Genomic DNA, 12,367 nt, shown 5'->3' on the forward strand with positions numbered 1-12,367 from the left:
TAAGAAACAACCGTTTGAGGCTATGCGATGCTTGAGTTGAGTACCGTTGGATTGCTAACAGCGTTTGTCGCCGGCATCGCGTCATTCTTGTCGCCGTGTGTGTTACCGCTCGTACCAGGCTATCTCTCTTTTGTTGCGGGTGGCGCGGTTGCGCCAACGGCATCCCCAATGGAGGTGCGCCTTAGGCGCTGGAGAACCCTTGGACTAAGCGCATGCTTTGTGCTGGGATTTTCGTCGGTGTTTCTGATTCTGGGCGCCAGCATTACGGCAATCGGACGCCTGTTCTTAAGCTATCGCTACGAACTCAATATTGCGGCAGGCGTCATTATCGCGCTTGCGGGCCTCATGATCATGGGCGTCGTTCGTACGCCGCTATGGGCTCAACGCTACTATCGCTTCGAGTCCAGCGTGAAGGGTGGTAACCCTTGGTCGGCAACATTGCTTGGCGTGGCCTTTGGTTTTGGTTGGACGCCATGCATTGGACCGGTGCTTGGCAGCATCCTTGTGCTGAGCGCCACCTCTGAGAGTGTTGGGCATGGAACAGTGCTGTTAGGTGTGTATGCCTTGGGGCTGGGGGTACCGTTCCTCCTTTCCGCATTCTTCATGACGCCTTTTATGCACCGTCTGAGCGCTTTGCGCCGTACGGGTCGTTACCTGCAGCTCGTAACCGGTGCGATCCTCGTCTTGATGGGTATCGCCGTAGCGAGCGGGCAATTGGTGCGTTTTGCGATTTGGTTGCTAAGGACATTCCCGGCCCTTGGCAGTATAGGTTAACGGACACAGGCCATGTGATCCAAGCCGATGCCGACGCTATATGGTCGCGAGCGCCATGGCGCTCGCCTCGTCCATTATGAGGTCGGCCTATTTTTTTGGAGTCGTCCATTGAGGACTGAAGTTTTATGACTATCGCAACGCATCTTTCTGAACCACGTTGGTATCGCCTCTTTGCTGCATGGATTATTGCACTTGTCGCAACGCTGGGGGCCTTATTTCTCAGTGAAATCATGGGCCTGGACCCTTGCGAGCTTTGTTGGTACCAGCGCATTTTCATGTTTCCGCTCGTTTTCGTTCTAGCAGTTGGCCTGGCCACTTCGGACACACAAGTCTTCAGGTATGCATTGCCGCTCGTCGCCGCTGGATGGCTTGTCGCCGCGTACCATAATCTTTTGTATGTCGGTGTTATTCCGGAAGCGCTCCAGCCCTGTGGCGCAGGCCCTTCCTGTGCGAAAGCCGATCTGAACCTGTTCGGTTTTATTTCGATTCCCCTCCTGTCGTTAGTCGCATTCACCACGCTCGCTGTTCTTCTTATCGTAAAAAAAGGTCCTCAAAAGTGAAAAAACGAACTCTTCTTACTCTTACCAGCATCGTCGCGGTCATGGCTTTTGCCCTGAGCGCTTTCGTATATGAACAGAGCCAGCTTCGCAAGAATAAGACGGCAGACACCCCGGCGAGCGAGCTCGTTCGAATGCATTCGCCTGTTTTCGGCGCGGCGAGCGCCAAGGTCACGATCGTTGAATTTTTCGATCCATCCTGCGAAACATGCCGGGCTTTCTACCCCGGCGTCAAAGATCTCGTCAACGCCCATGATGGAAAAGTCAAACTCGTCATTCGCTATGCCCCTTTTCACGAGGGCTCCGAGGACATGATTAAGATTCTTGAGGCGTCCAGAATGCAAGATAAGTATTGGCCGACTTTGGAAACGGTCCTACGTATGCAGCCCCAATGGGCCTCGCATGACAATCCACAGCCAGATCTAATTTGGGGCTTTCTCGAGGAAAGCGGTTTGGACGTTGAAAAGGCGCGTAAAGACGCGGGTAAGGAAACCGTTGCGGCCGTTATTGAACAAGACAAGACAGATCTTCGTACCTTGAATATAAAGCAGACGCCCACCTTTTTTGTCAATGGCCAGCCTTTGCCTAAATTTGGCTATGAGCAGCTTAAGGCGTTAGTTGAGCAAGAGGTCAAGGCGGCCTATCCCTAAAGCCCGCGCTTTCCATCCCACACCCCAGAACGGAATAACGGCTGACGTATTGATCAGATTGACGTTAGACGAGCATATCCATGAGGCGGAGGGGCGTGTCAAAGAATTGATGCAGTTCAAGAGGCATCTGATTCAAGTTGGAGTGTGGCGTGGTGGGTGGAAATCGCATGGCGAGAATCGACACAGAATCGCGCTAGAATTCTTGAACTATGTCTTGCGGTGCCGTAGCGCCGCTGCGGAGTGATAAATGATCAGTTTGGCCAGTGGCATTATACTGGTTGTCGCATTTGCGATAGCCTTTGCTATTTCCCGGCTTGTTGTAAAGCGCCGTGCGGCAAGCGCAGCTACACAGGAGCGATTGCGTGGTGAGCAGCTTCGACAAAACTCGCTGCCGCCTGTGCTATCGAAGAATAAAAGTAAAAGGCGGCGCCAAGAGCGTGCGCAACGCTGATGTCTGTTTTTGAGAGCGCCCCTTGTCAAGGCTTCTGTAGTGGTTTAGTGGCGTCATTTGTTGCAGGGCATAACAGGTGCATAAGGGTAAAGGAAAGTGTCCGTAGTTCGACGTTGTTGAGCGAACCAGCGCCACAATAATCATTGTCGAACCTATCGGCTCGTCGGCGAGGTAGAAGGGCAGAGCGACTTCAACCAACAACGCCTACGGCACGCGCCGTCATAAATGGGCCGCAGATAGGCGATTATCGTTGCTTTTCGGGTGCGGCAGGTGCCCCTTCGCGGCGCGCCTGGCGTGCTTGCTCTAGGATCTCCCATCCGCCCTTAAGCGCGATGCCGGCCACCACCAGCCCGATCAGCAAGTCCGGCAGTGGCGATTTGAAGAAAATGATCGCGACCCCAGAAACGGCAATGCCGGCATTAGCGATCATGTCGTTGGTGGTGAAAATCCACGAGGCATGCAGATTAACCGCCTCTTTCCGATGCGCCCGCAATAGGCGCAGGCAGACCAGATTGGCGGCTGCGTTTGCGATCGCCGCGACGATCATCACCATGCCGACCGGCTCTCCGCCCGCCGCAAAACGCCACAGGACTTCGACGAGCAGCCCCACGGCAAGCGCGATCAAGAAAAATCCGGACAAGCGCGCGGCTCGCGCCTTGGCGACAACAGAGTGACCGACGGCGTACAGGCTCACCGCATACACCAAGCCGTCGGCAAGATTGTCCAGGGCCGCGCCCATCAGACCAGTGGAGTCGGCAGCCACGCCGACGACGCCAATTACCAACGCTTGCGCCAGATTGATGGCAAGTACCCAAACCAGCGTGCGCCGCTGGGTAGCATCGCGCACATCAAGTTCGCTCTCGCCGCCATCGGCGTCGCATTCATTGCTCATGCCCAACCTCCTAGATCTGCCGCACATTCCTAATCAAAAATCGGCTGTTCGGCAATGCCGGGATGCGCGACAGACTGATCCGCAAATCCTGCTGCGAGACCTCGTATTGAATGCGCGCGCTCAGGAACTCCGCAGCTACTTTCATCAGTTCGATGGTAATCCACTCACCAGGGCAGCGATGGCCGTTGCGGTGGCTGCCTCCTCCCTGTGGGATGAAATTGAAGGCGCTCCCGTCCCAGTGTCGGAAACGCTCCGGTACAAATGCGTCTGGCCTATCCCAGAGTCGGGTATCGTGGTCCGTGCCGTATAAATCGAGGAGCACCCTTGTTCGCCCGGGCAATCGATAGCCCTTCCATTCGAACTCGTGGCGTGTGCGCGCGGCGACTACTGGGAAAAAAGGATAGAACCTGCGAACCTCCTGCACGAAACATTCCAGATAGCCCTCCTGCGCGGCCGCAATCCGTTGTCGACATTCAGGATATTGGTGCAACGCCAGGGCCGCGAACGTCACATACCAAGCTACGGCAACGGTCGGGCGCAGCACGTTGATGAGCTCCACCGCCGCGATCCGTTCATTCAGCAACTGCCCCTGCCTATCACGGTGAAATGCGATCATATGCAGCGCGCTGCCTTCATCCGGTGCTAGCCGGTGGTTACGTACATCCTCCACGATGCCGCCGATCCACTTTTCCGCCCGATTGCGCGCCCATCTTCCACGCCAGTGCCGCAGGCCGATCGCCGCCCCTGCGTCGATCATCGCGGCGAAGTCCCGAGCTCTTTTCGTTACCTCCAATTCTGCGAGCGGCACCCCAGCCCACTCGCATACGGCACGGCACAGGATTTCGCATGCTTCGTCCAGCAGCACAATCTGCTCCTGCTCTTCCCACTTTGCCGCATAGGCGCGCCACTGCATCGCGCTCAGCTCGCCCAAACGCGAGATGGCTTGCGCGCTCATCAGCGACAGAAACATCTCTTTGCGCCAACGGTGGGCCGCGCCGTCCGATCCCTGCACTCCGCCCCGGCCGAACAAGGTTTCCTGAACCCTGACCGGGGCGACGCCGGAGCGTTCGAACCGGCCTTCGTCGTAAAACAACCGCGCTGCGTCTTCGCCGCGCATGCAGATGCTTTTGCGTAGCAGGAGCCGCGTCTGAAACAGATCTGTTCGGTACCGATCGCAACGTTTCGTGACGAACAGGTAACCATCCCGTGCAAACGGAAGCGTGCTGTCCAATGTTTTGTCGCTTGGAGTCTTCAGCATAAAAATGTTCTCTCCATTGCAGGGCGATCGCGGTGCCAGCTTCCAGTACCATTTTAATAAGCTGCCTAGACTAACTCAGCAAGAATCTTGCCCGGTAGTTTCGCACCGCCGCGCACAGCACGAGCAGCACACCGGCTCCGCAGAGTAACAGAGTCGGCAGATTGCCCATCTGTACATAGGGCGTAGCCCCAGTAAAACCTTGTGCCATATCTAACAGCCCCACCGTCCTGTGCATTGGTGCCAATTGCACGATACGTCCGCGTTCATTAATGATGCCCGTGGCACCGGTATTCGTTGCGCGCAACATGTACCGGCCGGTTTCCAGAGCCCGCACTTGAGCGATCTGCAGATGCTGCGGCAACGCCAACGTGTCGCCGAACCAAGCCAGATTGCTGAGATTTACCAAGACTGTCGCCTCCGGCAAAGTCCGGATGATCTCCTCGCCGAACACGTCCTCGAAACAGATATTGATCGCCACTCTTTGGCCAGCCAGGCGTAGCGGCGGCTGCGCAGCGGCGCCAGACGATAAGTCGGCTAGCGGAATATGCAGGATATCGAGCACCCAGCCCAGCAACGGTTTGGCTGGGATGAATTCGCCAAATGGAACGAGATGTTGCTTGCGATACGTTTGTCCAGCCGACGTTCCCATGGTAACCGCGCTGTTGTAGTAACGCGTCTCGTTTTGTTCAACCACGCGCTCCGGTACGCCGATGATCAGATCGGCCTGGGCCGACCGCGTCCACCTGCTCAGTTCGTCAACATACCCCAACGGAAGCTCGTCAACGAACAACGGCAACGCAGTTTCCGGCATAACGACAAGCTTCGCCTTGCCTTGCTGCTGCAGCAATGAACGGTAAGTGTCTAGCGTTGATGCGACCTCGTCAGTACGCCATTTTCGGTCTTGCGGAATATTTCCCTGCAACAGCGCAACGAGAAATGACGGCCCGACGGGCGATGTCCAATGCACCTGCTGCAGCCCCGCGCCGACGGCCCACATGCCGAACAGCAGTGCGATACTCCATCGTTTTCGGCCCTTTCGATGCGTCAGAAAGTCATGCAACAGTGCTGCGCTTACTGCCACGACAAGGGAAACGCCATATACACCCAGCACCGGCACATAACCGGCTAACGGACTGGGAAATGTCTGCGAATAGCCGACAGCCAGCCATGGGAAACCGGTGAATATGACGCCGCGCATCCATTCTGTCGCCACCCAGCACGCGGGTAGCGCAACGATACACAACAGCCGGCCGTTATCGCGGGCATACCAAGCGCCGGCGCCAAACAAAGCGGAAAACAGCGCCAAAAAGCTGCAAAACCCGATGGTCGCGATGATCGCTAGCATCACCGACATACCGCCGTACACGTGCAAGCTGACGTAGATCCAGCTCACACCCGCGCCGAACAAGCCCAGCCCGAAAAAAAATGCCACCAGCGCAGCGTGCCTGGCGGTGGACTGTCGCAGCACGAGGCCAAACAGTGTGGCCAGCGAAAGCACCGGCACCGCGAAGAGTGCAAACGGCGCGTACCCGAGCACCGTTAACGCGCCCACTGTCAGGGCAACGGCACAGGAAAAGGCTGGCACGCCGACGATGACAGCGATTAATCGACGCAACCCCGCCTCCAGTCACCGTTCGAATGCCCTGCTAAGCTCTCGCCGCTCGGACGATATCGGTTAATCATCGCTTGATACTAAAGCTTACGTAGGTACGTGATGATTTTCCAGATTTCTGTTTCTTGGAGGACGCCATCAAATGGAGGCATTGCTGTTCCAAGCGGTACCCCGCCTTTCGCGATCGTCCAGTACAAATAGCCGTCCGTCGCCATCGGCATTTTGCTAAATACTGCAATGTTTGACGGGCGCGGGTTTAAAATCTTCCCCGCCTCGCCGTTACCCAGTCCTGTCGCTCCATGACAGGAAGCACAGTTTTGCTCATATAGTTTTTTCCCGCTCGCGATGATTTGTGAGTCAGGAGAAAGTGGATTGTTTTTGTTAGTGTATCTTTCATCAATGCCGTTCATCATGGCGAATCGATGACGCTTCATCGACATATTCATTTGTCCACAATCTTGCATCGGGCGCAAATCCATATGTCCGTCTCTCATCATTCCCATCTGACCATATCCCGATACTGGCAAAAGGACTACAGCGGACACGGCAATACTGGTAAACAGTTTTCTCATTTCACATCCTAGTCTCGCTTACGTTGAACAAGTTGCCAGTTGTCGCCGCAACGGAACTCCGGGCTATTCATTCGTTTTCTCCTTCGATACATCGTTTGCTTGACGCAGGCTTGAAAAGACCATCAGCGCGGCGCCGCAGACGATGGCGATATCCGCCACGTTGAATGCAGGCCAATGCCAGCCGCCCAGATGAAAATCGAGGTAATCGACGACGTGTCCGCGCAGCAGGCGATCGAACGCGTTCCCAAGCGCGCCACCTAAGATTAAGCTATAAGCTAATGCCTGCGACGCTGGCAACGGCTTGCGTAGCTCAAGAGCTATCCAGACCGAGACGGCGAAGGCGATCACGATGAAGAAATATCGCTGCCATCCCCCGCCGTCGGCCAAGAAACTGAACGCAGCGCCGGTATTCCAAGTATGCACAAGATTGAAAAAGCCGGTCATCGGAACCGATTGCCCATACGGCATTAGCGCCGACACGCCAGCTTTGGTGATGATATCCAGCACCAGCGCCGCGAACGCGATCATCAACCAGCGCCGTTGATACGCACGCACCTGATTAGGCATACTCGGTTGCAAGAGTTTATCGGTCATATTGCATCTCCAAATCTTCCTTGTGCCAGATCGGCATCAACATCGGCCGGAATGCGCGCGCATGCAAATCGGTTGCTTCGCCTAAGCGAAATGTGAAGCGGCCCATGGTCCGGTCATGCTCGCCTGTTCGGACCAGCGCAGAACTTGTCGCCATAATATGTACTACTTCGAGAGAGCGTTGGCAGGCTTAACTTCGCACAGCGCCTTAGCTGTTTCCCCTGACTGAAACGCGAAATCGGCTTCGACTTCCTTACCAACGGCAAGCGCTTGAGTAGGCTTCTCAAGCATCGCATGGTAGCTGCCCGGCTTAAACTCCAGTTCGCCACCGGCAGGGATCGAAACAGCGTCAGCCACGGCCATTCTGCTTTTCCCGTCCTGATCGATCGTTTGATGTAAGGACACCTGGTCGAAAGCGGCAATAGACATGGAGGCGAGCTTTGCTTCACTATTGCCGGCGTTCTTTATCACAAAGTAGCCCGCAGAAGGAGTCGGCCTTGGCAAGGAGCGAATCCAGCAATCCGAAACCGTCAGTGTTTTAGACAGCTCGGCGCCGCCATCGGCGCCTTTGCTGACGTGTTGTGCGGTTTGCGCATGAGCTGCGACGGGTACGTGTGCATCGTGTGGACCTGCAGCATAGACAATGGAACCCGTACACAGGACAAAAGCGCCAACAATCACTCTTTTCATACGGTTACCTCAGAAAAACGAAAACTTTCATAAACGCTCGGATGTCATTCCTGTCCGGACAGGATCAATATGAACCAAAACATCGCCTTCACGTTTGCTCACGATGCCCTTGCCGGCTGTAAGGGCAATTGATGATGCTTTGTCGGCGCCGCTCCCTTGAAACGCAGCAGACGTAACGCATTGAGCGTGACAATTGCCGTCGCGCCCGTATCGGCCATGACGGCAACCCACAAGCCCGTGACGCCCAGCACAGTGGTAATCAGGAATACGGCCTTCAAACCGAGCGCAAAAATCACGTTCTGATGGATATTTGCCATCGTTGCACGTGAAAGCGCGACTAGGTGGGCTACATCCGTAACGCGGCTTTTCAGCAGAGCCGCGTCGGCCGTTTCGATCGCCACGTCGGTGCCACCGCCCATCGCGATGCCGACATCGGCCGTTGCCAGCGCTGGTGCATCGTTGATGCCATCGCCCACCATGGCGACCTTGGCGCTGCGCTTCATTTCATCGATCAGGCGCAGCTTATCCTGGGGCAGAAGCTCGGCTTCCCATTCCATGCCCAAATGGCCGGCGATGGCTTGGGCGGTCAGGCGGTTATCGCCGGTGAGCATGACTGAGCGCACGCCCATCGCTTTGAGTTCGGCCACACCTTCTTGTGCGTCCTGCCTTGGCTCATCGCGTAGCGCCACCAGTCCAAGCACTTCACGGGTCTGTTCGTCCAGTAGAACGGAAACGGTTTTTCCGTCATGTTGCAGCGCTTCGATGCGTGCGCGTTGTCCTTCTGTCAGGGTTGCTGCTTGCGCGGTGTAAATCGGCGACCCAATGGCCAACTGGCGGCCAGCTACGCTTGCATGTACGGCTTTACCTGCGGTGGCGTAGGCATGCGAGGCAGCGGGGATAAGGCTGTTAGCGGCCTCGGCATGGCTCACAATGGCTTTGGCTAGCGGGTGATTCGAACCGGATTCTACGCTTGCGGCGAGCGCTAAAATCTCGTCCTCGCGCCCTGATGTAAAGGCAACCACGTCAGTGACGCGGGGCTTGCCCTCGGTCAAGGTGCCTGTCTTGTCAAACGCGATCGTACTCACCCGACCAATGGTTTCTAAGGCATTGCCGCCCTTGATGAGTAGCCCGCGGCGCGTCCCGACAGCCAAGCCTGAGGCAATAGCCGCCGGCGTAGACAGCACGAGTGCGCAGGGGCAGGCGATCAGCAACAGCGCCAGACCACGATAAAGCCACGTTTCCCAGTCAGCCCCCATCGCCAGCGGCGGAACAAGCACGATCAGCGCGGCAATAGCCATCACGGCCGGCGTGTAGTAACGACTGAACTGCTCAATGAAACGGGCGGTGGGTGCCTTAGAGGCCTGTGCCTGTTCAACCAGATGGATAATGCGCGAAATCGTGTTGTCGGCGGCGGCCTTTTCCACGCGAATCTGGAGCACTCCATCAATGTTGATGGAGCCAGCGAATACATTATCGCCTGCCGTCTTCGCAAGAGGTATGGACTCGCCTGTGATGGGCGACTCGTCAAGGCTGGACGCGCCTTGGATAATCACGCCATCGGCGGACACCCGGTCCCCGGGGCGCACGAGCACATGGTCGTTCACGTCCAACGAGGCCGCGAGGACCTCGCGTTGCCCACCTTGTGGATCGATTAAAACCGCCGTTTTCGGAACCAGTGATGCCAAGGCCCTGATGCCAGCGCGAGCATGGCCGGCAGCGACGCTCTCCAGCAACTCACCGACCGAAAATAAAAATACGACGGCCGCTGCCTCTTCGGCCTCGCCAATGACCAGGGCGCCAAGCGCGGCCACGGACATTAGCGTTTCGATCGAAAAGGGCGAGCCAGACTTGGCCAGCGCGAGCGCTTTGCGGGCAAAGGGAAAGACGCCGACAATCACGGCTGCAGCAAACACCCAGGCTCCGTAATTCGGGAAAAATTGCGCGATAGCGTAGGCGGTGGCCATCAGAATGCCAAGGCCCACGACCTGCTTGCCCTTTCTAGTTTGCCACCAACGCAGCTGGGGTGCGGCGGCTTGATCGTCCGTGCCGATGCCTGGCGTAGCGCTTTGGTCGGTACTGGCGGATACGCCAAAGCCCAAGCTCTTAATGGTTTTTTTGATGTCACCAAGCTGGGTGGGCGATTCGGGCGCCAGCGTCAGTTCGAGCCTCTCTGTGGCGAAGTTCAGCCGGATATCAGAAACGCCGGGCATGCGTGCCAGCGCCGTTTCAATCTTGCCGACGCAGCTTGCGCAGTCCATTCCCTCTACTTGCATGGAGACGCCTGGAGGCACTTCCTGGGCGGGAGCGGAAGCCGCGCTTTTAGCGACTGGGGCATCGCTGCCGCGGGGTGGGTAACCCGCCTGGCACAAGGCGGTTTCAAGCTGCATTCTTGTCGCTGACGAGGTGACTTGCACGCTGCGCGTGGGCGGATCGGTGGCGACCTCCGCCTTCGGATCGACTGAGTGGATGGCTTTGACGACATTGCCGGCGCAACCGCCACATGTCATGGCTTCGATATGAAACTGCATGAGAATTTCTCCTTTGAATGCAGGTATTAGAAAGCCTCTAGCGGCTTCAGAGTCAAGCGCTTTGATTTCACCCCGCAACAGGTCAGATCTTGATTTCTTGATCGCACAAGCCTATAGTCACTCGAGTGTTATAAACAATAGAGGCCGTCATGCCAATGAAGATCGGTGAGCTTGCCAAACGTACAGAATCAACGGTTGAAACCATCCGGTACTACGAAAAGGAGGGCTTGCTGCCCGAGCCTTCTCGAAGCGATGGCAATTATCGTTTGTATGGCGAGGAACACATTGAACGCTTACGATTCATCCGGCACTGCCGTACGCTCGACATGGCGTTGGACGAAGTTCGAACTTTGCTTCGGTACCGCGATACGCCTACTGAGGATTGTGGCGACGTGAATGCCTTGCTTGATGAGCACATCCACGCGGTGGAGGTGCGCGTCGACGAGTTGATGCAATTAAAGGGGCATCTGGTGGTTTTGCGCCAAAAATGCGCGAGCACGGCACCGACCAGTTCATGCGGGATATTGCGTGCCCTTTCCGATCGATCTTGCCATGCGGAGAAGCTGCCCTAGTGAGGTGACGAACCAGAAAACACGCGGATTACTTTATTGTCATATTTCCGAAATGATAGTCGGGTATACGAAGCCATGCGGTAGCGGCGCAGCAAGGACGCACAGCGGTGTGAGCGCTCCTTGCTTTGTTGACCTAAAGCTTTAATAAAGTAGGTAAGCGTGCAGGGCCTCTTGTTTACTTGGAGGCTTGCGGCGCAGTACGAACGGTGCCGCCGAGCTTTGCAATCAAACGTACGTAGACCAGTTCACTAATTAACTCGACCAAGGTTTGCGTGACGATGATTGCCGGCAGGACGGGGATGGCCCCAGGCACAGCGAGGGCAAGCGGCAACACGACCAGAGAATTACGCGTTCCGGCACTGAAAGCGACGGCCCGTCCGGCGGCGGGATCAAGGCGAAATAACCGGCCGACACTCCATCCGATGAATGGAGCAATCATGGCAAAGAGGATATAAAACGGGATCACGCCCAAGGCCGCATCGGTGGCTGGCCCGAGCTGCGCCAGGACAGCCAACACGACAATGAACAAGACGACGGCGGTCGCTGGTACGGGCAAAAACCCAAGTGCCGCGGATGCTCTTTTACCACTGTGGCTTCGAGCTGCCCACAGCTGCATGGCGCCGGCCAGGGCGAGCGGAGCAGCAATTAACCAGACAAAGGCATGGACGAAGGGGCCGGGCTGGACAAGGGTTGCTGCATCATTCCCGAGGAACAGTCCCAGATAGACTGGTAGCAACAACATCTGCACAACCAAGAGCGTGGGAGTTGCCGCCAATAGCAGGCGAGCATCAGCTCGCCCCAAGTGCGAGAACGTTACTACGTAGTCGATGCACGGCGTCAGCAACACCAACAGAACCCCTAATCGCACCAGAGGGTCGGGCGGCAGGAGTTGCACGACTACAGCAATCAAAAGCGGAATAGCCACAAAGTTCGTGGTGAGTAATGCAGCGAGAAACCGACCACGACCGAATGCTCGCCCAAGATCGGCTAATGGCACTTGCAGGAATGTTACAAACAACATAACAGCGAGCGCGGGATTGATGCCATATCCGAGTGCCGTGGTGCCAGGCACTAATGAAACCACTAAAACAGCTAAGACAACCGAGCCCAAATAGATGCCGACTTGGTGCTTTTCGACTAACTCTCTCTTGATTTGCATACCTCTGTTTAGCTCCGCCATACTAAATTACGTGCATATTATGCGGATGACCGAACGTCAA

Annotated in this window: 12 protein-coding genes; 4 read left to right on the forward strand and 8 right to left on the reverse strand. The window is 56.4% G+C overall.

Annotated elements, in window-relative coordinates:
- The first annotated feature begins 27 nt into the window (after positions 1 to 27).
- The 3 genes from ACSBPU_RS15215 (at position 28) to ACSBPU_RS15225 (ending at position 1,981) form a co-directional block, all read left to right on the forward strand.
- Positions 28 to 774 (forward strand): cytochrome c biogenesis CcdA family protein, encoded by a 747-nt coding sequence (locus tag ACSBPU_RS15215; protein WP_108621338.1) that lies wholly within the window; start codon positions 28 to 30, stop codon positions 772 to 774.
- Between the two features lie 125 nt (positions 775 to 899).
- A complete protein-coding gene (locus ACSBPU_RS15220) occupies positions 900 to 1,334 on the forward strand; it encodes a disulfide bond formation protein B (RefSeq protein WP_108621339.1) in 435 nt (144 codons plus the stop codon).
- Positions 1,331 to 1,981 (forward strand): thioredoxin domain-containing protein, encoded by a 651-nt coding sequence (locus tag ACSBPU_RS15225; protein WP_180013311.1) that lies wholly within the window; start codon positions 1,331 to 1,333, stop codon positions 1,979 to 1,981. The genes ACSBPU_RS15220 and ACSBPU_RS15225 overlap by 4 nt, the downstream gene beginning before the upstream one ends.
- Positions 1,982 to 2,676: 695 nt before the next feature.
- Here ACSBPU_RS15225 and ACSBPU_RS15230 read toward each other — a convergent pair.
- The 7 genes from ACSBPU_RS15230 to ACSBPU_RS15260 form a co-directional block, all read right to left on the reverse strand.
- Positions 2,677 to 3,324: a cation transporter gene (locus tag ACSBPU_RS15230; protein ID WP_442592860.1), complete on the reverse strand. Its 648-nt coding sequence runs from the start codon at positions 3,322 to 3,324 to the stop codon at positions 2,677 to 2,679.
- A 10-nt stretch (positions 3,325 to 3,334) separates the two neighbouring features.
- Entirely contained in the window at positions 3,335 to 4,582 is a 1,248-nt protein-coding gene (locus ACSBPU_RS15235) for a cytochrome P450 (RefSeq protein WP_180013313.1), read from the reverse strand.
- Positions 4,583 to 4,652: 70 nt separating this feature from the next.
- On the reverse strand, positions 4,653 to 6,197 hold the full coding sequence (gene lnt, locus ACSBPU_RS15240) for an apolipoprotein N-acyltransferase (protein ID WP_227870576.1): 1,545 nt from the start codon (positions 6,195 to 6,197) through the stop codon (positions 4,653 to 4,655).
- 77 nt (positions 6,198 to 6,274) lie between these two features.
- Positions 6,275 to 6,766 carry a c-type cytochrome gene (locus ACSBPU_RS15245; protein ID WP_180013315.1) on the reverse strand — a complete coding sequence of 164 codons (492 nt, stop codon included), beginning with the start codon at positions 6,764 to 6,766 and terminating at the stop codon, positions 6,275 to 6,277.
- 63 nt (positions 6,767 to 6,829) lie between these two features.
- Entirely contained in the window at positions 6,830 to 7,360 is a 531-nt protein-coding gene (gene lspA / locus ACSBPU_RS15250; RefSeq protein WP_180013317.1) for a signal peptidase II, read from the reverse strand.
- A gap of 162 nt (positions 7,361 to 7,522) precedes the next feature.
- Positions 7,523 to 8,047: a copper chaperone PCu(A)C gene (locus ACSBPU_RS15255; protein WP_108621346.1), complete on the reverse strand. Its 525-nt coding sequence runs from the start codon at positions 8,045 to 8,047 to the stop codon at positions 7,523 to 7,525.
- Positions 8,048 to 8,145: 98 nt separating this feature from the next.
- Positions 8,146 to 10,575, reverse strand: a complete 2,430-nt coding sequence (locus ACSBPU_RS15260; protein WP_108621347.1) for a heavy metal translocating P-type ATPase — start codon at positions 10,573 to 10,575, stop codon at positions 8,146 to 8,148.
- Positions 10,576 to 10,724: 149 nt separating this feature from the next.
- On the opposite strand from ACSBPU_RS15260, the gene cadR reads away from it, so the two are divergent.
- Entirely contained in the window at positions 10,725 to 11,147 is a 423-nt protein-coding gene (gene cadR, locus ACSBPU_RS15265; protein WP_108621348.1) for a Cd(II)/Pb(II)-responsive transcriptional regulator, read from the forward strand.
- A 175-nt stretch (positions 11,148 to 11,322) separates the two neighbouring features.
- On the opposite strand, the gene ACSBPU_RS15270 is transcribed toward cadR, so the two are convergent.
- Positions 11,323 to 12,306 carry an arsenic resistance protein gene (locus ACSBPU_RS15270; protein ID WP_108623208.1) on the reverse strand — a complete coding sequence of 328 codons (984 nt, stop codon included), beginning with the start codon at positions 12,304 to 12,306 and terminating at the stop codon, positions 11,323 to 11,325.
- Positions 12,307 to 12,367 lie beyond the last annotated feature (61 nt).

It is taken from the genome of Parapusillimonas sp. JC17 (assembly GCF_052180245.1).
Lineage (GTDB): Bacteria > Pseudomonadota > Gammaproteobacteria > Burkholderiales > Burkholderiaceae_B > Parapusillimonas.